This is a genomic window from Streptomyces sp. NPDC005761 (assembly GCF_040630635.1).
Classification (GTDB): Bacteria; Actinomycetota; Actinomycetes; order Streptomycetales; family Streptomycetaceae; genus Streptomyces.
In genome coordinates, this window is record NZ_JBEXXX010000016.1 from 116,316 (window position 1) to 141,837 (window position 25,522).

The following is a 25,522-nucleotide window of genomic DNA, read 5'->3' on the forward strand; positions in this document are numbered from 1 at the left end:
CCTTGGGGTGGGAGGTCATCAGGCGACGGGGGGCATCTCGGTGGTGCGCGAGTCGAGTCCCATGCGCAGGTTGACCCAGGAGCCGCGGGTGAAGTCCGGTATCTCCACCGGACGTCCCTTGGCGGCCAGGGACATGACGCTCAGCGGAACGGGCGCGCACCACGAGGCGGAGTCGTAGACGTCGATGTCGGGCACCAGGCCGGCCCGCATCAGCTGGACCGTGCGCCACTGCAGCACGTAGTCCATGCCGCCGTGGCCGCCGTTCTCGGCTTCGTCACCGAGCTCTTTCCACAGCCAGTGGTCGAACTCCTTGCGGTACGTGTCGAAGTCGCGCCAGGTGTCGCCGCTGTGGTCCGGCTCGAAGTAGACGCGTGCGTCGGTCGTCGAGGTGCCCGCATAGTCCTCGAAGATGCCGCGGCTTCCTACCAGCGAGTTGATCCGGCTGTACGGACGAGGCGCACTGACCGCGTGTTCGGCCCGGATCGTCCGGCCGTTCGCCGTGCGGATCTGACAGGTGACCAGGTCGCCGTTGATGTACGTCTCGTTCCAGGACGGGTGCGACTTCGGCATGAAGCGCTCGCGGTAGTCGGCGAGTCCCTTCGGGGCCGTCGCGGTGGCCGTCAGCGTGGTCATCCGGTCGCCGCGGTTGATGTCCATGGCGGCGGCGACGGGAGCCAGTCCGTGCATGGCGTAGAAGGAGGCGGTGGAGCGCGTGTGCCACAGCCGGCGCCAGGAGTCCGTGTAGTAGGTGTCGGAGAACAGCAGCGCGCGCAGGTCGTGGAGGTATCCGCCGTGACCGTTGGTGAGCTCGCCGAACAGGCCCTCGTGGCCCATCTTGAGCATGGCCAGCTCGTTGCGGCCGTAACTGCAGTTCTCGGACAGCATCAGGTTCTTACGGGTGCGCTCCGAGGTGTCCACGAGGTCCCAGAGCTCGTCGAGTTCGGTCGCGATGGGCAGCTCGACGATCACGTGCTTGCCGGCCAGGAGCGCGGCCTTGCCCTGTTCGTAGTGGAACTCCCAGGGCGTCGCGATGTAGACGAGGTCGATGTCGTCGCGCTCGAGCATGTCGGCGTAACTGTCGGCGGAGCCGCCGAACTGGGCCGGTCGCGGCTTTCCGGCCTTCTCCAGCTGGTCGGCCGTGCGCGTGGCGCGGTCGGCGCGGATGTCGCAGACCGCGGTCACGACGCAGCCGGGGATGACGGACCAGCCGGTCGTCATCCCGGAGCCCCGGTTGCCGAGCCCGATCACCCCGACACGCACCGTCGCGTAGGGCTCGAAGGGGACGTTGACCATGGACTTCTGACCGGCTCGCCGACGGGGGGCGGCCGCTGAGGTGAGGGCGGCGGCCGCTGCGGAGCCAGGGGCCGCCGAAGCGGGTGCGGACGATCCGAGCCCGACGGCGAGCGCCCCCGTGGCCAGCGTTCCTCCCAGGACCAAACGGCGTGAGACTGCGGGGATTTCAGGCATGCGACAACGCTCCTCGATACGCGACCGGCATCACTGGCGGGGACGACTCTCGCGGGAACGACTGTGACATGTCAAGAGTTGTTCGTCACCGCTGGGTTTCGAGCATTAATGAACATGGGTTGTGGTGGTGGTGAGGTCCCGGGCGGGTGGACGGGCCGATGGGCCGACGAGGTGACGAGGCGCCGCCGGAATGTGCCCGCGGGCTGTGGCTGCGGCCGTCCGCCGCCCCCGGCACGTCCCCCGCACGCACCCTTGCGCGGGTCGTGGGTAGCCGTCACCGTGTGCGGACGGGCTGTCGACCGACAGATCACCGCCGCACGTGACGGGAGCCGGCGTGACCGCATTCTCTGTTCTGCCTCATGCCCTGTACGGCGACGGCCCGCACAAGGTGATCGCGGTGCACGGCTGGTTCGCCGACCGCTCCGCTTACGGCCCGGTGGTGCCGGACCTCGACCTCGCCTCGTTCCAGTACGCGGTGGTGGACCTGCGGGGATACGGCGAGGCGAGGGACGCGGACGGCGCCTACACCACGGCCGAGGGCGCGGCGGACGTGCTCGCGCTGGCCGACCGGCTCGGCTGGGACCGCTTCTCGCTGATCGGGCACTCGATGGGCGGCTCCGTCATTCAGCGGACGCTGGCCGCCGCGCCGCAGCGGGTGCGCAGAATCGTCGGGGTGTCACCGGTTCCCGCTTCCGGTCTGCCCCTGCCGCCCGAGCAGTGGGAGCTGTTCGCGGAGGCGGCGCAGAACCCGGGCAACCGTCGGACCATCCTCGACATCACCACCGGCGGCCGGCGCCCGGCGGCCTGGCTGGATCGCATGGTGCGTCGCTCGGTCGAGTGCAGCGACCCGAAGGCCTTCCGTGCCTGGCTGGATTCCTGGGCGGGGGAGGACTTCCACGACCGGATCGAGGGTTCGCCGGTGCCGGCCCTGGCGGTGGTGGGGGCGCTGGACCCGGCCCTCTCCGCCGACGTGCAGCGGGCCACCTGGATGCGCTGGTTCCCGCACGCCGAACTGGTGGAGCTCCCTTCGTGCGGCCACTACGCGATGGACGAGGCCCCGCTCGGCCTGATCCGGGTGGTGGAGGACTTCCTGCGGGCGGACGCCGAGGCGACGGCGTGAGCGGGCGGTGACGGCCCCCCATGTCTGCCTGGGCGCGCACTTCGCACGCCCGCAGTTGCGCGTGCTGTACGAGGAGACGTGCCGCGTACTCCCGCCCGGCCCACTCGGACCCGCGGCACCGCCACGCCGCCTGGTCTCGAACTTCATCAACGGACTGAAGTCGCTGCCCGTGCGAATGGCAGGTGCCTGACATCAGTTCCGCGGCCGCATGCGGACTGAGGAGGGGGACGACGGCGCCATGTTGTAGTGTCCCTGCCCATGTCTTCCCCCTCCCTGCTCCTGGACCACCTGCACCGGGCCGGGCTGCATGACGTGGTGTCGGTGACGCCGGCCGAGGGGGGAGTGGCTGCCCTGGCGGGCATCGCGACCCGCCGCCAGGGGCCACCCGTGTTCGTGAAGGCCTTTCAGGAGAGCCCTGCTGACGGCCTGTTCGCAGCGGAGGCCGAAGGGCTCCGGGCGCTGCGCGAGCTGGGCGGGGCCCTCACTCCCGAGGTCGTGTGCTTGGCCCGGGACGTGCTGGTGCTCTCCGTCCTGGAGGCGCGTCCGGCCCGGGAGGACAGTTGACCCCGTGCTCCAGCCCCAGGTGTTTGACGGGATGAGGCCTGGTCGGGGTACTGCGCGACCACGGCGTCGAACTCCCCAGCGCGGGCCCTCATGAACACGGTGTCGGCCGGCCAGGGACCCGAGGCCCGGATCCCACGGAAGGCGGGTCGGCCGGGTGCCGCACCAGATGGCACAGCCGCAGGAGCATCCGGTCGTCGCCGAAGCCGCCGGCCTTGATCAGGACGGTGAGGGAGGGCTGTCCGGTCGGGGTCCCGCGGGCGACGCCGGGTTCGGGCTCGTCCAGCAGATCGATGCCGTCGATGCCGAGGGCCTGGAGCACGTTCGCGGCGGTCTCGCCGCCGGTGACGACGAGCGCGTCCACCAGGCCTTCGCCGGTCAGGGTCCGTGCGACTGCCGCGAGGGCGCGGGCGAGGGCCCGGGCGGCCTGTGGCTCATGGCGTTCATCCGGTGTCCGCAGGGTGAGGACGGGGGCAGTCATGCCGCGCAGCGCCTCCACCGCCGCGGCGGGATCGTCACCGACGGTGACTCCCTCGACGTCGGTCCGGGCGTGGAGCGCGGCCAGCTGCCGCCGGGTCGCCGGGTTGGCGCTGCCGACGACGACAAGCGGTCGGCGGGCCGGGGCGGGTGCGGGTGCGGGACCGCCGCCCCGAGTGCACCGCCGGGCCAGGGCGGCCGCCAGTCCCGGGGAGCCGACCCACAGCACGTCCTCGAGGTGCGGCACCGCGGCCACCAGGCGGTCGAGGTCTGCGTCGACCCCCGCCGAACAGACGATCAGGCCGCCCCGGCGGATCAGACCGGGCAGCTCGGCCACCCGGTCCGGCCCGACCGGAACGGCCTCCGGGAACAGCGTCCGCAGGTCCGAGCACCGCACCGGGTGCACGGGGTCACGGGCGTACTCGCTCTCATGGACCGGCACCCCCCGCACGTACTGGACCGCGTCCACCGTCACCCTGCCCTCCGCCGGGAAGGCGGGAGCGATGATGACGGCCTGTCGCCGCGATCCCGCCCGAGCGGCCCGGATCTCCGCCGCGACGTGCCCGCGCAAGGTCGAGTCGACCGTCTTGAGCAACAGCGAGGAGTTCGTGAACAGGCGTGCGGCCTGCGCGGTGCGCGTGGCGGCGGTGTCCTCGTCCGACAGCCGGGTCCCGAGGTCGACCGCGTGCACGCCCGGGGCGAGGACGACGGCGGGAGGGCCCGGGGCACCCGGGGGAGCCGTCGCGGCGGGAGACAGCAGGATCCGTGCCTCGTGACCGGTCCGGCGGAACGGGGCGGCCCCGTCCCCGGCGCTGGTGAGGTCGTCCGCGAGAATGCCGATGCCTCGCCGGGCGCCTGTGCGGGATGCCATGCGTACCTCTCCGTCGATCCGCTGATGCGTGACGGAGTCAATGGTCGATGACAGCGACGGCACAGGACGCCCTTTTCGGTTTCGTACCCGACGGCACCGGCCACCACCTCCCCAGCCGGCGGCCGCCCGAGCCGGTCGACGCCATGGCTCCGCAGCCGTTGCGAGCAGCTCGACACCGGTTCTGACCGGGCGCGGTGACCCGGTTCCGCGCGGGAGTGACAGGGGGCCCGCCGCCCGGGGCCGCGCGGAGCGCCGGGGGTGCCGGGCCGACGCGACCGGGCTGCCACCGCGCGCGGTTCTCGCTTGCGGCGGCGCGGCGCGCACGGCAGGGTTCCGGGGTGTGGCCACTCTGCTGATCGTCCATCACACGCCCTCGCCGAACTGCCAGGCGCTGTTCGAAGCCGTCGTCTCCGGTGCGACGACCGACGGGATCGAGGGCGTCCGCGTAGTGCGGCGCGCGGCGCTCGCCGCGACGGCATCGGACGTCCTCGCCGCCGACGGCGTGCTGCTCGGCACCCCGGCCAACCTCGGCTACATGTCCGGCGCCCTCAAGCACTTCTTCGACCAGATCTACTACCCCTGCCTGGATGCGACGCGGGGCCGTCCCTTCGGTTACTACGTGCACGGCGGCAACGACGTCACCGGCGCCGTGCGGGCCGTCGAGTCCATCACGACGGGTCTGGGGTGGCGCCGTGCGGCGGACGCGGTGACGGTCACGGGAGAACCTTCCAAGGCCGACACCGAGGCGTGCTGGGAGCTGGGGGCGACCCTCGCCGCCGGCCTGGCGGACTGACCCACCCTGCCTTCGCCCCCCGTGGCAGGGCCCGTCGGCCCGCCGACGTCACCCGCTTGCCGGTCCAGGCGATGCCGCTAATGTCGATATGTAGGCCAAAAGCACATTTTCGTTTCCGCGCTCTCCCGGTGGAGGGACGGCGCCGCACGAGAAGGAGCCTCCCATGACCCGTACATTGCGGAGCGCGATAGCCCTGGCCGGAGCGGTAGCTTTGTCGATGGGCGCGGTGGCCACCAGCGGCGCGGCGCAGCCGGGAGCGGGCCGCCAGGCGGACGAAGTCAAGATCGGTCTGCTGCTGCCCGAGAGCAAGACCACGAGGTACGAGAAGTTCGACCGGCCCTACATCGAGGACAAGATCAAGGAGCTGGCGCCGGGCGCCCAGATCGACTACTACAACGCCGCCGAGAGCGCCACCACTCAGCAGCAGCAGGTGAACACGGCGCTTGCCAAGGGCGACCAGGTGCTCATTCTGGACGCGGTGGATGCCAAGTCGATCCAGTCCTCCGTGCAGAAGGCGCGGGACGCCGGCGTGAAGGTCGTGGCGTACGACCGGCTCGCGCAGGGGCCCGTCGACGCCTACGTCTCGTACGACAACCGCAAGGTCGGAGAGTTGCAGGGCAAGGCGCTGCTTGCGGCGTTGGGCGACAAGGCCGGCAGCGGCGAGATCGTGATGCACAACGGTTCGCCGACCGACCCGAACGCCGCCGAGTTCAAGGCCGGCGCGCACTCCGTCCTCGACGGGAAGGTGAAGATCGGCAAGGAGTACGACACTCCGAACTGGGACCCGAACAACGCCAACCAGCAGATGTCCGGTGCCATCAGCGCGCTCGGCAAGGACAAGATCGTCGGTGTCTACTCGGCCAACGACGGCCTGGCCGCCGGTATCGCCACGTCCCTCAAGGCAGCAGGCATCAACGTGCCGTTGACCGGTCAGGACGCCCAGCTCGACGCGATCCAGAGGATCCTGCTCGGCACCCAGACCATCACCGTCGAGAAGCCGTACAAGCCGGAGGCCGACACCGCCGCCGCCATCGCGGTCGACCTCGCCCAGGGCAAGGACGTTCCCAAGAACCTCACGCCCACCACCGTCACCAGTGGCAGCGGCGAAAAGGTCCCGGCCAAGCTGCTGACGCCGGTCGTGGTCGACAAGGACAACATCAACGACACAGTCGTCAAGGACGGCCTGTACTCGGTCGAGGAGATCTGTACTCCCGCCTACTCCGACGCCTGCGAGAAGGCCGGACTCCAGTAGCCCCCCTTCGCGAACCGACATCAGTACTCCCGACTCCACACATCCGGACGGGCCGCACCACGCGGCTCGTCCGGCGGGGGCAGAGACCGTCTGCCCGTGCGTGCGGACGACCCAGGAGGCGGTTCCTTTGCCGGAAGCACCTGTGCTCACTCTGCGGGGGATCTCCAAGCGCTTCGGCGCGGTCCAGGCACTGTCGGGCTTCGATCTCGAGGTCCACCCCGGCGAAGTCGTCGCGCTCGTCGGCGACAACGGAGCCGGCAAGTCGACCGCGGTCAAGGCGATCGCGGGCGTCAACCCACCGGACCAGGGCGTCATCGAATGGCAGGGCCGCCGGGTCGCCATCAGCCGGCCGCACGACGCCCAGAACCTCGGCATCGCGACCGTCTACCAGGACCTGGCCCTGTGCGACAACCTCGACGTGGTCGGCAACCTCTTCCTCGGCCGCGAACTGCGCCGCTTCGGTGTGCTCGACGAGGTCCGCATGGACCAGCGCTCGCGCGAACTGCTCGACACCCTGTCCATCCGCATCCCGAGCGTCCGCATCCCCGTCGCCTCGCTCTCCGGCGGACAGCGCCAGACGGTGGCGATCGCCCGGTCCCTGATCGGCGATCCGAAGGTCGTCATCCTCGACGAACCCACCGCGGCCCTGGGGGTGGAGCAGACGGCCGAGGTCCTCGACCTGGTCGAGCGGCTCCGGCAGCGCGGTCTGGGGACCATCCTGGTCAGCCACAACATGGTGGACGTGATGGCGGTCGCGGACCGGATCGCGGTGATGCGCCTGGGTCGCAACAACGGCTTCTTCGACCGGCGTTCCACGACCACCGAAGAGATCATCTCCGCCATCACCGGGGCCTCCGACAGCGCGGTCACCCGCCGCCAGGCCCGTAAGCGGGAGGAGGAGCGATGACACGGGAACCCGGACACGACGACGGCCAGGAACCAGCCCACGACGCCATGCCCGCCATCGACACCCGCCTGCTCGTCCGCGAGGAGGGCATCCGCGGGTACGCCGCGGAGTTCTGGCGCAAGATGCGCAGCGGGGAACTGGGCTCCCTCCCCGTAGTCATCGCCGTGATCATCATCTGGACGGTGTTCGGCAGCCTGAACAGCACGTTCCTCTCGGCCCAGAACCTCTCCGACCTCAGCCAGCAGATCGTCGGCACCGGCATGATCGCCGTCGGCATCGTCTTCGTGCTGCTCCTCGGTGAGATCGACCTGTCCGTCGGGTCCGTCAGCGGTCTGTGCGCCGCGATCTTCGCCGTTCTCAACGTCATGAACGGCATGAACGAATGGCTGGCGCTCCTGATCGCCGTGCTGGGCGGAGCTGCGGTCGGCCTCATCCAGGGCTTCTTCTTCGCGAAAGTCGGCGTGCCCGCGTTCGTGGTCACCCTTGCGGGCAACCTCGCCTGGAACGGGCTGATGCTGCAGGTGCTCGGCTCCAGCGGCACGGTCAACATCCCGGGCGACACCAACGTCGCCGAGATCTACTCCACCATCTACCACAGCCCGGCTGCCGCCTACGCGACCGCGGCGGCCGGGGTGGGTCTGTTCCTGGCGGCCTCCCTCCTGGACGCCGCGCGCCGCAGGGCGGCGAGGGTGCCGTCCCGCCCCGTCGCCGAGATCGTGCTGCGTACGGTCGTCATCGCCGCGATCGCCTTCACCACCGCGTACATCCTCAACCGGTACCAGGGCCTCCCACTGGCCCTCCTGATCTTCCTTGTCGTGCTGGTGGTACTGGACTTCGTGCTGCGACGCACCACGTACGGGCGGAAGGTCTTCGCGGTCGGCGGCAACTCGGAGGGTGCGCGACGGGCAGGCATCAGCGTGCCGTTCGTCCGGATGTCCGTCTTCTCCATCGCCGGCACCATGGCCGCGGTCGGGGGCCTCTTCCTCGCCGGGCAGATCCAGTCGGCGAGTCAGACCTCGGGCGGCGGCAACCTCCTGATGAACGTCATCGCCGCGGCCGTCATCGGCGGCACGAGCCTGTTCGGCGGCCGCGGTTCGGTGTGGTCGGCCCTGCTCGGCGCCCTGGTGATCGGGTCCATCCAGTCCGGGATGAACATCATGGGCGTCAGCAACGCCATCCAGTTCATGATCACGGGATCGGTCCTGCTGGCGGCCGTGGTCGTCGACTCCGTCTCCCGCCGGAGTCAGAAGGCCGCGGGACGCGCGTGATTACGCCCCCGGGGCCATCGGCGCCGCGGGGCTCCGGTCAGGCCCCGGCGCAAGGGGGGGCCGGGCGCGAGCGCCGCGTGGCGGGCGCTGGGCCCGGCGTCACTGTGGCCGGACGGAACAGTCGGCGCAGCCGCGGTGTTGGGACTTCCGGCGGGGTGAGCACGACCATGATCCGGCGGGCATTGCGCGGCGCGGGCGTCGCGCGTAGCGTTCCGGACAGGTCATGAGCGTCAGCTTCGAGCCCTGGCTTGTTGACCGGCAACCCTCCCGCGCGGCGGGGTGCTCCAGGTGACGACCAGGCGGGGCCCGTCCGGGTTCCGCAAGCGCGAGGCCTCCGGGCCCGCCCGGCCGGAAGAGTGGAGGCGAGGGTCGTGCCACCGGTGTCCTGCCCCCTCGTCAAGGTGCTCGCCCCCCGGCGCCGCGTCCACCTCTACTCCCGGCCCCACATCGATCTCCAGCGCGTCGCCGGCGCGCTCTGTCGTTCCTGACCCGTTCCCGCGACGCCGAACCTCCCGACGAGGTCCGGCGATCACCCACGGTCGATCAGGAAGGCACCCTTCGTGTCCGCATCGTCATCCCCGCACCCTCCCCTGTCCTCCTTGCTGCACCTCGCCGTCGCGCTCGACGGAGCGGGCTGGCACCCGGCCGCCTGGCGCGAGCCGGAGGCCCGGCCCGGGGAACTGCTCACCGCCGCGTACTGGACCGACATCGTCAGCGAGGCCGAACGCGGCCTGCTCGACTTCGTGACGATCGAGGACGCCCTCGGGCTCCAGTCCTCGCAGTTCCCGGAGCCCGACGGCCGCACCGACCAGGAGCGCGGTCGCCTCGACGCGGTACTCGTCGCCGCCCGCGTGGCACCGCTGACCCGGCACATCGGCCTCGTCCCCACCGTGGTCGCCACACACACCGAGCCGTTCCACATCTCCAAGGCGATTGCCACCCTCGACTACGTGAGCACGGGCCGGGCCGGTGTGCGCATCCAGGTATCGGCCCGACGGCACGAAGCCGCCCACTTCGGCCGCCGCGCCTTCCCGCGCTTTCGCCTCGACGAACTGGACACCCCGGCCGTACGGGCGCTGACCGCCGAACTCTTCGAGGAAGCCGCCGAGTACGTCGAAGCGGTGCGCCGCCTCTGGGACAGCTGGGAGGACGGTGCCGAGATCCGGGACGCAGCCACAGGCCGCTTCATCGACCGCGACAAGCTCCACTACACCGACTTCGAGGGCCGGCATTTCAGCGTCAAGGGTCCCTCCATCACACCCCGGCCCCCGCAGGGGCAGCCGGTCGTCAGCGCCCTGGCGCACCGGAGCGTGCCCTTCCAACTGGTGGCACGCTCAACGGACATCGGCTACGTCACCCCGCACGACCCGGGCCAGGCCGGAGCCATCGTCCACGAGATCCGCTCCCAGCAGGCGGCGGCGGGGCGAGCCACGGAACTCCTCCACATCTTCGGGGACCTCGTGGTCTTCCTCGACGACACCCCCTCGGCCGCGGCGGCCCGCCGGGACCGTCTGGACGACCTCGCGGGACATCCGTACCCCAGCGACGCGAAGATCTTCACCGGCACACCCGCGCAACTGGCGGACCTTCTCCAGGAATGGCAGCGGGCCGGGCTCTCCGGATTCCGGCTGCGCCCCGCAGTGATCGGCCACGACCTTCCGGCGATCACCCGCAAGCTCGTGCCGGAGCTGCAGCGCCGAGGCGCCTTCCGGACCGCCTACGAGGCCGACACCCTGCGCGGGCTGCTCGGACTCGCCCGCCCCGCCAATCGCTACGCCACTGTCTGAGCCGGAGGGACCACCCACATGAGCACCAGCAACGGCGCCGGCCACAGCACCGGCAAGCCGCTCAAGCAGATCCACCTCGCCGCCCACTTCCCGGGCGTCAACAACACCACCGTCTGGAGCGACCCCGCGGCGGGCAGCCACGTCGAGTTCAGCTCCTTCGCGCACTTCGCGCGCACGGCCGAACGCGCCAAGTTCGACTTCCTGTTCCTCGCCGAGGGGCTCCGCCTGCGGGAACAGGGCGGTGAGATCTACGACCTGGACGTCGTGGGACGCCCCGACACCTTCACCGTGCTGTCCGCCCTCGCCGCCGTCACCGAACACCTCGGCCTCACCGGCACGATCAACTCCACGTTCAACGAGCCCTACGAGGTGGCCCGCCAGTTCGCCAGCCTCGATCACCTCTCGGGTGGACGCGCGGCATGGAACGTCGTCACCTCGTGGGACGCGTTCACGGGTGAGAACTTCCGGCGTGGCGGATACCTGCCGCAGGAGGAGCGGTACTCCCGGGCCAAGGAGTTCCTCGCCACCGCCAACGAACTGTTCGACTCATGGCGCGGTGACGAGATCGTCGCCGATCGTGCGACGGGCACCTTCCTCCGGGACGCGCGGGCCGGATCCTTCGTGCACAAGGGGCAGCACTTCGACATCGAAGGGCAGTTCAACGTGCCGCGGAGTCCGCAGGGCCGCCCGGTGATCTTCCAGGCCGGGGACTCCGACGAGGGACGCGAGTTCGCGGCGGAGGGCGCCGACGCGATCTTCAGCCGCTACAGCACCCTCAAGGAGGGGCAGGCGTTCTACACGGACGTCAAGGGCCGCCTCGCCCGACACGGCCGTACCCCTGACCAGTTGCTGATCCTGCCGGCCGCGACCTTCGTCCTCGGCGACACGGACGCCGAGGCGGAGGAACTGTCCCACGAGGTACGCCGCCTACAGGTCAGCGGTGCCACCGCGATCAAGCACCTCGAGTTCGTCTGGAACCGTGACCTCTCCTCCTACGATCCCGAGGGCCCGCTTCCCGACATCGACCCGGACCTCGGCGAACACACCGTCGCCCGCGGCCGGGCGCAGGTCCGCATGTACCGCGACCCACTGGCCACCGCCCGGGAGTGGCGGGAGCTCGCGGCCGCGAAGAACTGGTCCATCCGCGACCTGGTCATCGAGACCGGCAGCCGCCAGTCCTTCGTCGGCTCACCGGCCACCGTCGCGTCGACCATCGACGCATTCGTCCAGGCCGACGCCGCCGACGGGTTCATCCTCGTTCCGCACATCACCCCCGGCGGGCTGGACGTCTTCGCCGACACCGTGGTCCCGCTCCTTCAGGAGCGCGGAGTGTTCCGCACGGAGTACGAGGGGACGACTCTGCGCGACCACCTCGGCCTGGGCCGTCCCGAAGGCGCGAGGGCGGGCGAGCGCGTGGCCTCCTGACAGACCCCGTCGGTAGGCTGCGGCCGTATGACCGACCCGTTCCTCGAACTCCTTCGCACCCGGCCCGAACTGGCCGAAGCCGCGGCTTTCCCCTTCGGCTTCGACGTGGGCCGGGCGTACCACGTCGAGGACGTGCACCTGGCGTCCGGTGCGTCGCTGGAGCCGATCGCCGGCGACGACACCGGAGGCACGTTCTTCCTCTCCGGAGGGAAGGCCGTGCTGTACGCCTCCTCCGAAGGGGACGCCGTGCTGATCGCCGACAGTGTCGGCGAGGCCCTGGAGATGCAGATCCGGCTGCCCGAATGGTGCGAGAACCTCTCGGAGGAGCTGGACGAGGAGGCGATGCGCGCCGCGGTGCAGGTGTCCGACGCCGAGGCGCGGGAGGAGTACGCGCCCGAGCTGGACGAACAGCGAGCGGCGTTGATCACCGGCCTCGGTCTCCCGGACCGGCCGCTGGTGGAGCTCTTCGCGATGACGGAGTCGGCCTCCCGGCGCACCGAACCGGACCACCTGCTGCTCAATTCGGCGGAGCTGTGCGCGTACCGGCTGAGCGAGGCCTACCGGATGTGCCTGCGTGACGTCGTCCTCGGCCCGGGCCGGGAGGTGCTGAAGCGGATGCGCTCCGGGGACCCCGCCGCGCGGGAGGAGGCGGCAGGGGACGCGGTGCTGCGGGCGGGGGTGCTGAGGGCCGCGCAGTTCGACCGACGGGACGGCGACCTGCCGCTGCTGCGTCCGCTGTTGAGGGCCGAGTGCACGGTGCGGACCGAGCGGTTCGAGGAGCGGAGGCTGGCCGCGGTGCTGGTCGCCCTGCACGGACACGACGAGGACGTCCCCCTGCTGCGGGTGGCCACCTCCGGGGTGGTCACGGATACCGGCACGGCCCTGGCATGGGCCCGGGCCGAGGAATCAAGGCGCCACGGGTCGGACGTCGCGGCCGAGAGCGAGTTCACCTGGACCCGCCTGGCGCACCGGCAGGGCCGCGTCGAGCACGCCCGGGTCGCGCTCATCCGCATGCTGGACGACACGGGCCCGGACGCGCACCGGCTCCGCGAACTGAGCCGCGCGCTGGAGGACATCGGCGATCACGCGCAGGCGGCCCGCGCCCAGTTCAACCTGCTCTCGCTGCAGGACACGGCATCCGACCGGGCATCGGAGGCGTACGTCCTGGCCCGCCTCGAGCGCCGCAAGGGCGACCTCGCGGCTGCCGGCCGGGCCCTGGAACGGGCGCGCGCGGCGGTCGGCCTCGGCGGTCCCGCGCCGGACGCGGACGTGGCGGGATGGCACCGACGCGGCCTCGGCCGGCTGATCACGGAACAGCACCTGGAGCTGACGCTCGCCGCCGGTGGGGCGGGCGACGCGGAACTCGCGCGCGCGACCATGGCGCACGCGAGGGTTCTGCTGGACACCATCGGCAAGGAGTCGGCGAAAGCGCTCAGCCCGCTGTCCACGCAAGCGAAATGGGCAGTGGCGGGGCTGTGAGCGACCGGGCGGGCTCACCTGGCCGGTCCCGCTGTGGTCCCGCTCACCCGCGGGCGCACGTGGGGGTCGCGGCCCGTGCGAAAACACGTGGCGGGCACCGGTACGGGCCGCTAAGCTCCCCCGCGATGACGACACACACTGTTCTCAGATTGGGGGACCCGTCCGCGCAAGGTGAGTGCTGATGCTCACCCAGAACGCGAATCGGGACCCTTTCCTCTCCTTCTGGCTGCGCGTGCGTCAGTTCGCCGTGCCGCCCTCCATGATCGAGACCGCGACCGCCCGCCGTCAGGCCGGTGACTGGGCAGGTGCGTGCGCTGCCGCGGGCATCGACGTCGATCTCCGGCTCGGTTCCCTGGCCCGGACCCACGGGCGGGGACTCGCCGCCCGGGTACGGGCGGATCTGCGCCATCTGGTGCCGGATCTGCTGCGCTGGCACCTGCCGAGGATCGCCCCGCACGGGTTGCTGCGCCCGGGGCTGACGATCGCGCTGGCACGGTACGACGCCGAGGAGCCGGACGGCCGTGGCCCGGTGCATCTCGTGGTCCGGACCCCGCCCGCCTGGGCCGACGCCGGGCAGCGCATCAGCCTCGCCCTGTGGGACGGATCCCGCTCCGACGCGGGCGCCCGACGCCATCCGCATCCCCGCCCCAGCCGGCGCTTCCGCCTGGACCTGCACCGCCACCTCTGGGACGCGCGCAGAGTGGGCGAACTGCGCATCCGGTCCGGCGCGGACCGCCCGCCCGGTGATGCCGTGGACCCTGCCGTGGCCGAGCGGGTGCCGCCGGGCCGGCGCTGCGCCGCTGGACGGTGGGCGGCCGAAGCGCTCCTGCTCCTGCGCGCCGACGCCCCGCCCACCGGTACGTTCGTGGTGCGGTTCGGCGGCCGGCACCGCCTGTTCCTCGAGTCGGACCCGTACGGTGACGGAGCCGGGCAGCCCGTACTGCGGATCGCGCAGGCACCCCCGGACGGCGGTGGCTCCGCGCTTGCGGTGCTGCCCGACGCCGCGACCTGGGCACTGCCCGACCTGGAGCTGATCCGTAGCGGGGCGTTCGCGGCCGACCGGCTGCACCCGCTGGTCCTGCGGGCGCTCATCCCGGAACACGTGCCGGCGCGGCCCGTACCGGTTGCCGACGGGGTCGCGCCGTCGCGCCTCGTGGAGTGCGGGGGAGCGCAGCACCGGATCGGCCTCGTCGACGGGACCCTGTCCCCACTCGACCACGACCCTGCCGAGGTCCGCCGTGAGGAACTCCTGGCCGCCCTCACCGGCACGCCGATGCCCTGTCTCCAGGCCATCGACGAGGCCCACCGCCGCCCGGACTGCCTGGCAGGTGTCCGCGAACGCCTGGACCACGGCGACATCGAGGGCGCGCTGGCCGTCGTCGAAGGACTGCTGGGCCCCGGCGCGATCCTGCGCAGCGGCCCGCTGCGGGACGAACTGGAGACCGCGGCGTCGCGGCGGATCGCCTACGGACTGTTCCGGGCGGACCTCGCCGGGTCCGGGTCCCGCCACCCCCATCCGGAACACCCGCGCTCCCGCGCCCGCAACCCGTACCGGCGTCCGCGCCACGCCACCTTCCGCTGATCCGGGGTCCGTAGCCCCGCGCCCTGAGCCGTGCCCATATCCGTACCGAGACTCCCCAGGTGATCACACATGTCCACACCCACGCTGTCCGCGCCCACCGGCCCCAGCCACGACCGTGCTCCCGCGTCCCAACTGGATGTCGCAGGCGAGCTGATGGCGCTCCTTCGCGCCACCACCACCGAACCGCGCGCCGACACCCAGCTGGAGGCCCTCACGCTGGCCGTCGCCGCTGATCTGCCCGTACTCCTGTGGGGCGAGCCGGGGATCGGCAAGAGCGCCGCTCTCACCCAGCTCGCCGAGTCGCTGGAACTCCCGCTGACCACCGTGATCGCCAGCGTCCACGAGCCCTCGGACTTCTCGGGGCTGCCCATCGTCGGTGACGATCCCGCGCAACAGGGCGTCCCGATGGCCCCGCCGGACTGGGCGGTGCGCCTGGTGCGGGCCGGCCGCGGGCTGCTGTTCCTCGACGAACTGTCCACTGCCCCGCCCGCCGTACAGGCAGCCCTGCTCCGTCTCGTACTGGAGCGACGCGTCGGGGCCCTTCGACTGCCGCCCGGGGTGCGGATCGTCGCCGCCGCCAACCCCCGCTCGTCGGCGGCCGACGGATGGGAGCTCGGTCCGCCCCTCGCCAATCGCTTCGTGCACCTCCAATGGGTTCACGACCACGACGTCGTCGTGCGCGGCCTCGGCGGTACTTGGCCCCGGGCGACCCTGCCCCGACTCGCCGCCGAACGGCTCACGGAGGCCGTGGACTTCGCCCGCCGGGCCGTGTGCGGTCTGCTCTCCGCACGCCCGGCCCTCGTTCACCGGCTGCCCAGGGGGGAGACACGCCGGGGCGGAGCCTGGCCCTCCCCGCGGAGCTGGGAGATGACGCTGCGGTTGATCGCGTTCGCGACGGCGGCCGGAGCCTCGCGCGATGTGCTGTCCCTGCTGGTCAGGGGAACGGTGGGGGACGGGCCGGGACTGGAGCTGCTGGCGAGCCTGGACCGCATGGACCTGCCGGACCCTGAGGCCCTGCTGGCCGACCCGGTGGGCGCCGACCTGCCCGAGCGGGGGGATCTGCGCCAGGCGGTACTCGACGGTGTGGTCGCGGCGGTCCGCCGGAGTCCGGAGAAGTCCCGCTGGGACGCGGCATGGGCCCTGCTGGTCCGGGCGCTGGAGACCGGAGCGCCGGACCTGGTCGTCGTCCCCGCGACGACACTCGCCACCCTGCGGCAGCAGGACTGGGACGTGCCGGAGTCGATCGAGGCACTGGCCGGGACCGTGTCACTCTCCCGGCGCGCCGAACAGGCGGCGGCCCGCGCCGCTGTCGCGACCAAGGCCCGCCGGTGACCCCGGGCGAACCGGGGGCACTGGACCTCGACAAGCTCTTCGCCGCCCGGCTCCAGGCCGCCCGGGCCCGCCCCTACCTGGCGACCGCGCTGTTCGCCCTGCACACCGTGGAGTCGCGGCGGGTCCCGACGATGGCCGTCGACCGGCACTGGCGGTGCTACGTCTCGCCCGGCTTCGTCGACCGGACACCCGTGGAAGAACTCGCCGGCGTCTGGGTGCACGAGGTCTCGCACCTCCTGCGTGACCATCACGGGCGCAGCGACCGGCTCGTACGCGAAGGCGGTCCGGCCGGTCCGGCGGAGCGGCTGCGGATGAACATCGCCGCCGACTGCGAGATCAACGACGACGTGTTCGGCGACGGCCTCGTCCGGCCCGCGGGCGCTGTCGAGCCACGGCATCTGGACCTGCCCGCCGGTGAACTCATGGAGGAGTACCTGCGGCAGTTCCGGCTCGGACCGCGTACGCAGCACCTGGCCTGGCTGGACTGCGGCAGTGGCGCCGACGGGCTGGAACGGGAGTGGGACCTGGGGCCGGACGGCGCCCACGGTCTCAGCGCTCAGGAGCGGGACGCGGTGCGCGTCCGGGTGGCCCAGGGCATCGTCGGCCGGCCCGGAGACGTTTCGAAGGGGTGGCGGAGATGGGCGCAGGAGGCGTTCCACCCGGCCCAGCCGTGGCGGCAGTTGCTGGGGTCGGCGGTCAGGTCGGCGGTGTCCGGTCCGGGGGCCGGGGAGGACTACACGTACGGCCGTCCGGCCCGGCGTTCGACCGCAGTGGCCGGTGTCGTCCTGCCGAGCCTGCGGCGCAGACCGCCCCGGGTCTCGGTGGTCATCGACACCTCGGGTTCGGTCAGCGACACCGAACTGGGCAGTGCGCTGCTGGAGGTGGCCGCCATCTCCCGTGCCGTGGGCGGCCGGCGGGACCTGGTGACCGTCCTGGCGTGCGACGCGGCGATCCGCGTCGTGCACCCCCTGTGCCGTGCCGAGGGGATCCCGTTGGCCGGCGGTGGCGGAACGGACCTGCGCGCGGGCTTCGCCCGGGCACTCCGGTCGCAGCCCCGGCCCGATGTCATCGTCGCCCTCACCGACGGCCAGACGCCCTGGCCCGGATCGCCGCCGCCCTGCCGGACGGTGGTGGGCCTGTTCGACCGGCCCGATACGCAGGGCTGGGACGAGGACGATGCGGACTACGTTCCGGACGCACCGCCCGCGTGGGCACGCACGGTGGTCATCGGGGGCGCGTGAACCATGGGCAGCGGCGCTGTTCCTATGCCTGCGCCGACGGCCCGTCCGCGCCGGGCGCCCCTGCCCTCAGCCCGTCCATCACGAGGTCGAGCAGCCGGGCGGCCCTCGGCTGCCAGTCGCTGTGCGGGTCGAGCTGCCAGAGACCGGCGATGGCGAGCAGGAAGTCGTCGGGGGTCACCCCCGGGCGGATGGTGCCCGCCTCGTCGTTCGCCCGCAGCAGGAGCGTGATGCCGCGGGTCACCGGGCCGTGGCCCAGTTGCGCGAGGCTGCCGTACCTGCTCGCGGTCGCGCGCAGGGCGACGGCCAGACCCGCCTTGGCCATGGCGTACTGCGCGAGCCGGTCCATCCACTCGCGCAGGGCGCGGTCGGGGGTGCGGGTCCCGAGCAACTGGGCCGCGGTGTCGGCGACCTGCTGCATCTCGTAGCGGTAGACCTCCAGGACGAGCGCCTCACGGTTGGGGAAGTTCCGGTAGAACGTCCCCTGCCCGACGCCCGCCTTCTTCGCGATCGCGCTCACCGGAGCGTCCGCCGACCGCGTCAGCTCCACGAGGGCGACGGCCAGGATGCGCTCGCGGTTCCGCTGCGCGTCCGGACGCTGGGGCGTGCTCTTCTCCTCGTCCACGCCTCCTCCTTCCGGAAACACGACGCCGAGCCGGCCTTGCTAAGCGGACAACTGTCCGCTAGGTTCGACAGATAAGCGGACAGCTGTCCGCTTCACCCCATCCTAGCGGTAGATCCGGCCCTTGTGGGCGACCGTGTTCCCCGGTCGCCCACCCCCGCCCGTACTGCCCTCTCCCTCCCGGTACGGCTGCCGGGAGCATCACGTTCGACGCGCATAAACAGGCGAAAGAAGGCTGATCATGGCCCCATCGACGTCCAGTGCCATCACCCTGAACATCAATGGCGAAAAGTACACGCTGCCCGTCGACCACCGCACCACCCTCCTCGACGCCCTGCGCGAGCGCCTCGACATGACCGGCACCAAGAAGGGGTGCGACCAGGGGCAGTGCGGTGCCTGCACGGTGCTGCTCGACGGGCGACGGACCGTCTCCTGCCTGCAGCTCGCGGTCGCCGCCGAGGGGCGCGCGATCACCACCATCGAAGGTGTCGCCGACGGGGACCGGCTGCACCCCGTGCAGCAGGCCTTCCTCGACCTCGACGGCTATCAGTGCGGTTACTGCACCCCGGGCCAGATCTGTTCGGCGCTCGCGGTGATCGAGGAACACGCGGCGGGCTGGCCGAGCGCCGTGACCGACGACGTCCGGCCGGAGGCGGGGGTGCCCGCCCTCACCGCCGAGGAGATCCGCGAGCGGATGAGCGGCAACCTCTGCCGCTGCGGTGCCTACATGTCGATCGTGCAGGCCGTGGCGCGCGCGGCTGAGATCTCGGCGGCCGACGCCGAGGGGGCCGTGGCATGAGGGAATTCGGATACGAGCGTGTCTTCGACGTCTCCGGCGCCGTGGCGCTCCTCGCGGAGGACCCCGACGCCCGGCTCCTCGGCGGCGGAACCAATCTCGTCGACCTGATGAAGGCCGGCGTGGAACGGCCGACGCTCCTCGTCGACGTCCAGGAACTCCCGCTCGGCGACGTCGTGTTCACGCCCGACGCCGGACTGCGCATCGGCGCGACCGTCACCAACAGCGACCTCGCCGCCCATGCCGAGGTCCGTCGGCACTACCCGGCCCTGGCGCAGGCCGTGCTGGCGGGAGCCTCCGGCCAGCTGCGCAACATGGCCACCGTCGGCGGGAACCTGCTCCAACGGACCCGCTGCGGCTACTTCGGCGACGTCGCGAAACCGTGCAACAAGCGGACGCCCGGAAGTGGTTGCCCCGCCCGGGTGGGCGAGCACCACAACCACGCCATCCTCGGCGCCTCCGAGCACTGCGTGGCGACGCACCCCTCCGACATGGCGGTCGCGCTCGCGGCCTTCGACGCCGTGATCACGTACGAAACCGCGGACGGGCCGGGCGAGTTGCCGCTCGCCGACTTCTACCTGCCGGTGGGGGAGACCCCGCACATCGAGACGGCTCTGCCGCCCGGCGCGTTGATCACCGGTGTCACCGTGCCGCCGGCCCCCGTCGCCGCCCACTCCCGCTACCGGAAGGTGCGCGAGCGCGCCTCCTTCGCGTTCGCGATCGGCTCCGTAGCAGCGGCGCTCGATGTCCAGGACGGTGTCGTACACGAAGTGCGCCTGGCACTGGGGGCGGTGGCGTCCCGGCCCTGGCGGGCCCGCGCGGCCGAACGCGCACTGACCGGCGGCCCCGCGGACGCGGCCGCGTTCGCCGCGGCGGCGGACGCCGAACTGGCAGCCGCCGAGCCCCTTGCCGAGAACGGATACAAGGTGACCCTGATGCGCAACCTGGTGACGGCCGTGCTCACCGAACTCGCCGAGGAGGACGCCCGATGACCACCACTGCCGAGAACACCACCGTGACGGGAGCTGTCGGCTCCGCCCGTACGCGCGTGGAAGGCAGGGACAAGGTCACCGGCGCGGCCCGCTACGCCGGAGAGGTCCCCTTCGCCGAACTCGCCCACGGCTGGCTGGTGCTGTCGACCGTGGCCCGCGGGCGGATCCGGTCCGTGGAGGACGCCCCCGTACGGGCCATGCCCGGTGTCCTCACCGTGCTCCACCACGCGAACGCGCCGCGTGTCGACACCGCGTACACGGGCATGCTGGGACCGCCCAACCCGGTCGTCGGGATCTTCCAGCACGACCGGGTGCCCTTCATGGGCTGGCCCGTGGCACTGGTCGTCGCCGAGACGTCCGAGCAGGCACGGGAGGCCGCCGAGGCGCTGGTGGTGCGCTACGAGGAGGAGCCGCACGACGTGGGTTTCGTGGCCGGCCACTCCGGTGCGTACACCCCCGACGAGAACGTGATGGCCCAGGCCGACACCACGAAGGGAGATCTCCGGGCCCGGCTCCGGGAGGCGGCCTTCGTCGTGGACGAGGAGTACTCCACCCCGGAGGAGCACCACAACTCCATGGAGCCGCACGCGGCGACGGCCCGGTGGGAGGGCGGCCGGCTGGATGTCCTCGACTCCAACCAGGGCACCTTCTGGGTGGCGAGCGAACTCGCGTCGCTCTTCTCCCTCGATCCTGCATCCGTCCGGGTGCGCTCCGAGCACGTAGGCGGCGGCTTCGGATCGAAGGGCCTGGCACCCCACCAGGTGGCCGCCGTCATGGCCACGACCCTCCTTCACCGGCCTGTCCGCGTCGTGCTGACGCGCCGCCAGATGTTCTCGCTCGTCGGATTCCGCAGCCCCACCGTGCAGCGCGTGACGCTCGGAGCCGACGCCGGGGGCCGGCTGCGGGCCTTCGACCACCAGGCGCTGAGCCTCACATCGACCGTGCACGAGTTCGTCGAGTCGAGCGCCGGTGTGGGCCGCACGATGTACGACGCGGACGCCCATCGCACGGGACACCGGCTGGTGCGGCTCGACGTGCCGACCCCCACCTGGATGCGGGCGCCGGGCGAGGCGCCCGGTTCCTTCGCCCTCGAGTCGGCCGTCGACGAGCTGGCCGAGAAGTGCGGTCTGGACCCGATCGAGCTGCGCGTGCGCAACCAGCCCGTGGCAGGGCCTGTGTCGGGGCTCGCCTTCAGCCGCCGCAACCAGCTCGCCTGCTTCGAGGAAGGCGCACGCCGCTTCGGCTGGGCCGGCCGGGACCCCCGTCCGGGGCTGCGCCGCGAGGGGCGCTGGCTCCTGGGCACCGGCATGGCGGCGGCGTCCTTTCCCGCGGGCGTGGGCCCGTCCACGGCGGCCGTGACGGCGGAGCCGGACGGCCACTTCACCGTGGGGATCAACGCGGCGGACATCGGGACCGGGGCGCGGACCGCGATGCTCGCGGTCGCCGCGGACGCGCTGCAGGTGGACCCCGCCCGGATCCGCGTACGACTCGGGGACAGCGACCTCGGCCCGGCGTGGATCGCCGGGGGCTCCATGGGCACGCGCTCCTGGGCCTGGGCGGTGCGGCTGGCCGCGGACGACATGCGGGAACTGCTCGCCCTCGGCGGATCCATTCCGCCGGAGGGCATCACCACCCGCTCGGACACCGGCGAAGCCATCGGCGCCATGGCGCAGAAGGAACGGCACTCCTACGGAGCGCAGTTCGCCGAGGCCGCCGTGGACATCACCACCGGTGAGGTACGGGTGCGCAGGCTGCTCGGCATCTTCGCCGCCGGCACCATCGTCAACCCGCTCACCGCCCGCAGCCAGCTCGTCGGCGGCATGACCTGGGGGCTCTCCATGGCCCTGCACGAGGAGGCGGTCCGCGACGCGGCGTCCGGCGGTTACGTCAACGCCGACCTGGCCGGTTACCACGTCGCCGCCCACGCCGACGTGCAGCACATCGAGGCGGACTGGGTGGACGACCACGACCCCGAGGACCCGGTGGGGATCAAGGGCATCGGTGAGATCGGCATCGTGGGCGTCGCAGCCGCGATCGCCAACGCGGTGTGGCACGCGACCGGTGTACGCCACCGCCGCCTGCCGATCCGCCCCGACCGCGTCCTCGCCGCCGCGGAAGAGGCACGCCTGCGGTCTGCGGAGGAAGCCCCGGGTGCTTGACATCGCGCAGGCCCTTCACCGTTGGTCCGAGGAGGGCCGCGACTTCGCCGTCGCCACCGTGGTCGCGGTCGACGGCAGCGCGCCACGGGCCCCGGGCGCGGCCATGGCGGTCGACGGCGAAGGCACCGCCATCGGTTCGGTCTCCGGTGGCTGCGTGGAGGGCGCCGTGTACGAACTGTGCGTCCAGGCACTCCAGGACGGCCGGACGGTGCGGGAGCGGTTCGGGTACAGCGACGAGGACGCCTTCGCCGTGGGGCTCACCTGCGGCGGCGTCATCGATGTCCTGGTCGCACCCGTGCGCTCCGAGGAGTGGGTGCTCGGAGCGGCGTTGTCGGCGGCCGGCCGCGACGACCCGGTGGCGCTCGCGAGGGTGGCCCGTGGGCCCGAGGGGCTGCTCGGCCGGGCGTTGCTGGTCCGGGGCGACGGGTCCTACGAGGGCAGCCTTGACGGGCGTCCGGCCCTGGACGGCAGGGCGGCCGCGGAGGCCCGGGCGCTTCTGGACGCCGGTCGCACCGGCACCGTGGAGATCGCGGAGGACGGGACGAGCTGCCCGGGTGGCCTGACGCTGTTCGTGGAGTCGAGCGTGCCGCCGCCACGGATGATCGTGTTCGGCGCCGTCGACTTCGCGACGGCGCTCGTTCGGGCGGGGAAGTTCCTCGGCCACCATGTGACGGTGTGCGACGCCCGGCCCGTCTTCGCCACCCGGGCCCGCTTCCCCGAGGCGGACGAGGTGGTGGTCGACTGGCCGCACCGGTACCTCGGGCGCACCGCCACCGATGAGCGCACCGTCCTGTGCGTGCTCACCCATGACGCAAGGTTCGACATTCCGCTGCTGGAGACGGCGCTGCGTCTGCCGGTCGCGTACGTCGGCGCGATGGGCTCGCGCCGCACGCACGAGGACCGCAATCGACGGCTGCGCGAAGTCGGCGTGAGTGAGGACGAGTTGGACCGCCTGCGTTCCCCGATCGGCCTCGATCTCGGCGCCCGTACGCCGGAGGAGACCGCCCTGTCCATCGCGGCGGAGATCGTGGCGGAGCGCCGGGGCGGAACGGGCGCTCCGCTGACCGGATCGCGGACGCCCATTCACCATGACGTCGACACGATGAGCCTCAGCGTCAGGAGCGCCTAGCGCCGTCCGTTCCCGGGCCGGCCTCGGTCGTCGAACCGGCCGATGATCCGCAGGAGTTGACGGGCGCTTCGGGGTGACGTGGCCTGCATCGCACCACTGAGGAGGGCTTCGAAGGGGTTGCCGCAGCATTCCCCGTGCACGTCGCCCCACTCGTAGTGATTGTCGCGTAGCGGGCCACGCTCCCGACCGATGGCGAACGGATAGGCTCCCAAGGGAAAGCGCGGGGCAAGGCACTTCGTGCGCGTGGCGTGCCTGGAAGCCCTGGCTCGTGACGTCGGCGACTGCGTGTCGCAACAACGGCAGGAGGGATCCGGGGATGAGCGGTGGCGGGGGAGGGGCGCCGTGGAATCCGTACGGGGGAGGACCGCTGCCCGGTGTGGGCCGGCCGGCACGCCGGCTGACCTTCGGTCGTCTCTTCAACCCGATCGCTGTGGGGCGCGCGGTGTTCACGCCGTCCCGGCCGGACCGGGTGTTCGATCCGGTGGTGAAGAGGGTCCAGGTCCTGCGGACGGTCGTCGGCCTGATCGCTGTCACGTGGATGCTGTTGTCGTACGGGCAGGCAGCGGACGCGGATGCCGTGGTCGACGACCGATTCGGCCAGATCCGTACCACCCTCATCGCGCTGGGGGTGACCTTCCCGGTCGCCGTGGCCGCGTTCGTCATGGCGGCCCGCCCGCCCAACCGGCGCGTGTTCCTGCGCCGCGCGGCCAAGCCCGTCGGCGCGCTGCTCGCCCTGGTCGCCACGCTCGCCGTGCCCAGACTCATCACAGGTCTGGGGTACGTGGACGAGAACACGGACTGGACCGCGTCGGCAGGACGGGTGGCGGTGCTGTTCGCCCTGGGTGCCTTCCTCCTCTGGCTCGCACCCTTCGCTCTCTACGGCATCGCGCAGGCGCTCGTACACGTCTTCAGGACCGCAGACCTTCACGAGACGGTTCCACCGCTGCTCGCCACACTGCTCGTCTGGGAAGTCGCCCTCTTCGACGTACTCCGGGGCTCCTACGACGGTGTGCCGTTCGGGGTTCGGGCGGTGTTCATCCTCGGAGCCCCGCTGACCGTCACCGCCGCGGCGCTGTGGGAGCTGCGGCGGCTGCGTACGCGGCACGGCGTCACTTTGCGCGCAGCGCTACTGCGCTGATCCGCGCGCGACGCCACTGCTTCGGACAGAGTGCGGCCGATCCGGACGACTGGACCGTAGTCGACCGTACGGACGTCGATACCTGGAAGCGATACGAGTGCGGTAGGGGCGAGTTCCTCGTGCGCCTGCTCACGGACGAGCGGCTCGGCTGTCCCACCCGCCGCATAGCCGCCCACTGCTTCGCGGACCACGCGTGAGCGTCGTCGCCGGGGTTGCCGCTGCCGGGTGCGAGGGGGTTCCGTGAGCTTGGACATGGGCATGCCATGGCATGGCTGTGTCCGGCAGGCGTGAAGCAGGAGGAAGCAGTGAAGAACACAGGACGACTCCGTAAGGCGTTACTTCCCCTGGCCGCCGCGGCGGTGCTGGTCGTCGCCGCGTCCGGCAGCGCGTTCGCCGCCGTCCCGGGCGCGCTGCCCGCGAACGCGAACGGGCTGGAGCAGACGTTCCAGCCCGCCTTCGACTACGACGGCGACGGCTGCTATCCCACACCCGCCATCGGCGCCGACGGAACAGTCGCTCCCGGACTGAAGACCACCGGTGCCGTCAACGGGAGCTGCCACGACTCCTGGGACCTGGACAACACCAACAGCTACGCACGTTCCCTGTGCAACAACGGCTGGTGCGCCATCATGTACGGCCTCTACTTCGAGAAGGACCAGGCCGTGGCCGGCAGCGGACTCGGCGGACACCGCCACGACTGGGAGCACGTCGTGGTGTGGGTCCAGGGCGACGAGGCGAAGTACGTGTCCACGTCCGCCCACGGCGATTTCAACGTGTACGGCAGGGACGGCATGCTGTGGGACGGGACGCACCCCAAGGTCGTCTACCACAAGGACGGAATAGGGACGCACTGCTTCCGCCGCGCGACCACGGGCGACGAGCCGCCGGAGAACCACTACCACCAGTGGCAGTTCCCCGACCTGGTCGGCTGGGACGGCTACCCCGCCGGCATCCGGGAGAAGCTGGTGCAGGCCGACTTCGGCAGTGCGGTCCTCGGCCTCAAGGACGGCAACTTCGCCGGCCACCTGGCCAAAGCGAAGCCCGCCGGGATCCCCTTCGACCCCTACGCCTGACCGGTCGCGAACAGAGCGGCGAAACGAATCGCCGCCCTCACCGGTTCCGAGAGG

At 71.8% G+C, this 25,522-nt stretch carries 23 protein-coding genes, 1 pseudogene and 1 riboswitch; of the genes and pseudogenes, 21 read left to right on the top strand and 3 right to left on the bottom strand.

All coding sequences use genetic code 11. From position 1 onward, the window contains the following. Positions 1 to 18: 18 nt before the first annotated feature. Positions 19 to 1,467 (bottom strand): Gfo/Idh/MocA family oxidoreductase, encoded by a 1,449-nt coding sequence (locus tag ABZ434_RS17510; RefSeq protein ID WP_359136861.1) that lies wholly within the window; start codon positions 1,465 to 1,467, stop codon positions 19 to 21. 334 nt (positions 1,468 to 1,801) lie between these two features. Here ABZ434_RS17510 and ABZ434_RS17515 point away from each other — a divergent pair, with 334 nt between their 5' ends. From ABZ434_RS17515 to ABZ434_RS17525, 3 genes and pseudogenes are all read left to right on the top strand, one after another. Further along, positions 1,802 to 2,587, top strand: a complete 786-nt coding sequence (locus tag ABZ434_RS17515) for an alpha/beta hydrolase (RefSeq protein WP_359136864.1) — start codon at positions 1,802 to 1,804, stop codon at positions 2,585 to 2,587. Positions 2,588 to 2,603: 16 nt separating this feature from the next. Further along, positions 2,604 to 2,777, top strand: a pseudogene (locus ABZ434_RS17520) (cytochrome P450); the annotation flags it as partial. Between the two features lie 68 nt (positions 2,778 to 2,845). Then, the gene (locus tag ABZ434_RS17525) at positions 2,846 to 3,151 is read left to right on the top strand and encodes a hypothetical protein (protein WP_359136994.1); all 306 of its coding nucleotides are present in this window, start codon (positions 2,846 to 2,848) and stop codon (positions 3,149 to 3,151) included. Positions 3,152 to 3,239: 88 nt separating this feature from the next. Here ABZ434_RS17525 and ABZ434_RS17530 read toward each other — a convergent pair whose 3' ends face one another. Continuing rightward, positions 3,240 to 4,496, bottom strand: a complete 1,257-nt coding sequence (locus tag ABZ434_RS17530) for a four-carbon acid sugar kinase family protein (protein ID WP_359136867.1) — start codon at positions 4,494 to 4,496, stop codon at positions 3,240 to 3,242. A gap of 47 nt (positions 4,497 to 4,543) precedes the next feature. On the opposite strand from ABZ434_RS17530, the gene ABZ434_RS17535 reads away from it, so the two are divergent. The 12 genes from ABZ434_RS17535 (at position 4,544) to ABZ434_RS17590 (ending at position 17,562) form a co-directional block, all read left to right on the top strand. Continuing rightward, positions 4,544 to 4,681 (top strand): hypothetical protein, encoded by a 138-nt coding sequence (locus tag ABZ434_RS17535; protein WP_359136870.1) that lies wholly within the window; start codon positions 4,544 to 4,546, stop codon positions 4,679 to 4,681. Between the two features lie 155 nt (positions 4,682 to 4,836). Continuing rightward, on the top strand, positions 4,837 to 5,289 hold the full coding sequence (locus ABZ434_RS17540; protein ID WP_359136872.1) for an NAD(P)H-dependent oxidoreductase: 453 nt from the start codon (positions 4,837 to 4,839) through the stop codon (positions 5,287 to 5,289). 163 nt (positions 5,290 to 5,452) lie between these two features. Beyond that, a complete protein-coding gene (locus tag ABZ434_RS17545) occupies positions 5,453 to 6,541 on the top strand; it encodes a substrate-binding domain-containing protein (protein ID WP_359136875.1) in 1,089 nt (362 codons plus the stop codon). A 127-nt stretch (positions 6,542 to 6,668) separates the two neighbouring features. Then, positions 6,669 to 7,448: an ATP-binding cassette domain-containing protein gene (locus ABZ434_RS17550; protein WP_359136878.1), complete on the top strand. Its 780-nt coding sequence runs from the start codon at positions 6,669 to 6,671 to the stop codon at positions 7,446 to 7,448. Further along, positions 7,445 to 8,716 carry a sugar ABC transporter permease gene (locus ABZ434_RS17555; protein ID WP_359136881.1) on the top strand — a complete coding sequence of 424 codons (1,272 nt, stop codon included), beginning with the start codon at positions 7,445 to 7,447 and terminating at the stop codon, positions 8,714 to 8,716. The genes ABZ434_RS17550 and ABZ434_RS17555 overlap by 4 nt, the downstream gene beginning before the upstream one ends. Before the next feature lie 219 nt (positions 8,717 to 8,935). After that, a riboswitch (SAM riboswitch) is annotated at positions 8,936 to 9,048 on the top strand. A gap of 69 nt (positions 9,049 to 9,117) precedes the next feature. Then, positions 9,118 to 9,204 carry a putative leader peptide gene (locus tag ABZ434_RS17560; RefSeq protein ID WP_359136989.1) on the top strand — a complete coding sequence of 29 codons (87 nt, stop codon included), beginning with the start codon at positions 9,118 to 9,120 and terminating at the stop codon, positions 9,202 to 9,204. Between the two features lie 72 nt (positions 9,205 to 9,276). After that, positions 9,277 to 10,503, top strand: a complete 1,227-nt coding sequence (locus ABZ434_RS17565) for an LLM class flavin-dependent oxidoreductase (protein WP_359136884.1) — start codon at positions 9,277 to 9,279, stop codon at positions 10,501 to 10,503. 18 nt (positions 10,504 to 10,521) lie between these two features. Next, the gene (locus tag ABZ434_RS17570; RefSeq protein ID WP_359136887.1) at positions 10,522 to 11,928 is read left to right on the top strand and encodes an NtaA/DmoA family FMN-dependent monooxygenase; all 1,407 of its coding nucleotides are present in this window, start codon (positions 10,522 to 10,524) and stop codon (positions 11,926 to 11,928) included. 27 nt (positions 11,929 to 11,955) lie between these two features. Further along, positions 11,956 to 13,407, top strand: a complete 1,452-nt coding sequence (locus ABZ434_RS17575) for a hypothetical protein (protein ID WP_359136890.1) — start codon at positions 11,956 to 11,958, stop codon at positions 13,405 to 13,407. 181 nt (positions 13,408 to 13,588) lie between these two features. Then, on the top strand, positions 13,589 to 14,989 hold the full coding sequence (locus ABZ434_RS17580; protein WP_359136893.1) for a hypothetical protein: 1,401 nt from the start codon (positions 13,589 to 13,591) through the stop codon (positions 14,987 to 14,989). Positions 14,990 to 15,058: 69 nt separating this feature from the next. Then, positions 15,059 to 16,321 (top strand): AAA family ATPase, encoded by a 1,263-nt coding sequence (locus ABZ434_RS17585; protein ID WP_359136896.1) that lies wholly within the window; start codon positions 15,059 to 15,061, stop codon positions 16,319 to 16,321. Beyond that, positions 16,318 to 17,562, top strand: coding sequence for a VWA-like domain-containing protein (locus tag ABZ434_RS17590; RefSeq protein WP_359136899.1), 1,245 nt, complete (start codon positions 16,318 to 16,320; stop codon positions 17,560 to 17,562). The genes ABZ434_RS17585 and ABZ434_RS17590 overlap by 4 nt, the downstream gene beginning before the upstream one ends. A gap of 22 nt (positions 17,563 to 17,584) precedes the next feature. Here the strand turns inward: ABZ434_RS17590 and ABZ434_RS17595 are convergent, their stop codons facing one another. Continuing rightward, entirely contained in the window at positions 17,585 to 18,184 is a 600-nt protein-coding gene (locus tag ABZ434_RS17595) for a TetR/AcrR family transcriptional regulator (protein WP_359136902.1), read from the bottom strand. 238 nt (positions 18,185 to 18,422) lie between these two features. Here ABZ434_RS17595 and ABZ434_RS17600 point away from each other — a divergent pair, with 238 nt between their 5' ends. The 6 genes from ABZ434_RS17600 to ABZ434_RS17625 all read left to right on the top strand — a co-directional run bounded on the left by ABZ434_RS17600 (position 18,423) and on the right by ABZ434_RS17625 (position 25,468). Beyond that, positions 18,423 to 18,980: a 2Fe-2S iron-sulfur cluster-binding protein gene (locus ABZ434_RS17600; protein ID WP_359136905.1), complete on the top strand. Its 558-nt coding sequence runs from the start codon at positions 18,423 to 18,425 to the stop codon at positions 18,978 to 18,980. After that, complete coding sequence (locus ABZ434_RS17605) at positions 18,977 to 19,969, top strand: xanthine dehydrogenase family protein subunit M (protein ID WP_359136908.1); 993 nt, start codon at positions 18,977 to 18,979, stop codon at positions 19,967 to 19,969. Before ABZ434_RS17600 ends, ABZ434_RS17605 begins: the two co-directional genes overlap by 4 nt. Continuing rightward, on the top strand, positions 19,966 to 22,128 hold the full coding sequence (locus tag ABZ434_RS17610; protein WP_359136910.1) for a xanthine dehydrogenase family protein molybdopterin-binding subunit: 2,163 nt from the start codon (positions 19,966 to 19,968) through the stop codon (positions 22,126 to 22,128). The genes ABZ434_RS17605 and ABZ434_RS17610 overlap by 4 nt, the downstream gene beginning before the upstream one ends. Continuing rightward, a complete protein-coding gene (locus ABZ434_RS17615; protein ID WP_359136913.1) occupies positions 22,121 to 23,257 on the top strand; it encodes an XdhC/CoxI family protein in 1,137 nt (378 codons plus the stop codon). Before ABZ434_RS17610 ends, ABZ434_RS17615 begins: the two co-directional genes overlap by 8 nt. A gap of 316 nt (positions 23,258 to 23,573) precedes the next feature. After that, on the top strand, positions 23,574 to 24,395 hold the full coding sequence (locus ABZ434_RS17620; RefSeq protein WP_359136916.1) for a hypothetical protein: 822 nt from the start codon (positions 23,574 to 23,576) through the stop codon (positions 24,393 to 24,395). Positions 24,396 to 24,700: 305 nt separating this feature from the next. After that, entirely contained in the window at positions 24,701 to 25,468 is a 768-nt protein-coding gene (locus ABZ434_RS17625; RefSeq protein ID WP_359136918.1) for an NPP1 family protein, read from the top strand. Positions 25,469 to 25,522: the final 54 nt, after the last annotated feature.

What these genes read in the sequence shown, in the direction of transcription:
- ABZ434_RS17535 (WP_359136870.1), top strand. Translation starts at nt 4,544, where the DNA reads ATGACAGCGACGGCACAGGACGCCCTTTTCGGTTTCGTACCCGACGGC.
- ABZ434_RS17570 (WP_359136887.1), top strand. Translation starts at nt 10,522, where the DNA reads ATGAGCACCAGCAACGGCGCCGGCCACAGCACCGGCAAGCCGCTCAAG.
- ABZ434_RS17530 (WP_359136867.1), bottom strand. Translation starts at nt 4,496, where the DNA reads ATGGCATCCCGCACAGGCGCCCGGCGAGGCATCGGCATTCTCGCGGAC.
- ABZ434_RS17605 (WP_359136908.1), top strand. Translation starts at nt 18,977, where the DNA reads ATGAGGGAATTCGGATACGAGCGTGTCTTCGACGTCTCCGGCGCCGTG.
- ABZ434_RS17545 (WP_359136875.1), top strand. Translation starts at nt 5,453, where the DNA reads ATGACCCGTACATTGCGGAGCGCGATAGCCCTGGCCGGAGCGGTAGCT.
- ABZ434_RS17510 (WP_359136861.1), bottom strand. Translation starts at nt 1,467, where the DNA reads ATGCCTGAAATCCCCGCAGTCTCACGCCGTTTGGTCCTGGGAGGAACG.
- ABZ434_RS17600 (WP_359136905.1), top strand. Translation starts at nt 18,423, where the DNA reads ATGGCCCCATCGACGTCCAGTGCCATCACCCTGAACATCAATGGCGAA.
- ABZ434_RS17610 (WP_359136910.1), top strand. Translation starts at nt 19,966, where the DNA reads ATGACCACCACTGCCGAGAACACCACCGTGACGGGAGCTGTCGGCTCC.
- ABZ434_RS17585 (WP_359136896.1), top strand. Translation starts at nt 15,059, where the DNA reads ATGTCCACACCCACGCTGTCCGCGCCCACCGGCCCCAGCCACGACCGT.
- ABZ434_RS17555 (WP_359136881.1), top strand. Translation starts at nt 7,445, where the DNA reads ATGACACGGGAACCCGGACACGACGACGGCCAGGAACCAGCCCACGAC.
- ABZ434_RS17575 (WP_359136890.1), top strand. Translation starts at nt 11,956, where the DNA reads ATGACCGACCCGTTCCTCGAACTCCTTCGCACCCGGCCCGAACTGGCC.
- ABZ434_RS17620 (WP_359136916.1), top strand. Translation starts at nt 23,574, where the DNA reads ATGAGCGGTGGCGGGGGAGGGGCGCCGTGGAATCCGTACGGGGGAGGA.
- ABZ434_RS17525 (WP_359136994.1), top strand. Translation starts at nt 2,846, where the DNA reads ATGTCTTCCCCCTCCCTGCTCCTGGACCACCTGCACCGGGCCGGGCTG.
- ABZ434_RS17580 (WP_359136893.1), top strand. Translation starts at nt 13,589, where the DNA reads ATGCTCACCCAGAACGCGAATCGGGACCCTTTCCTCTCCTTCTGGCTG.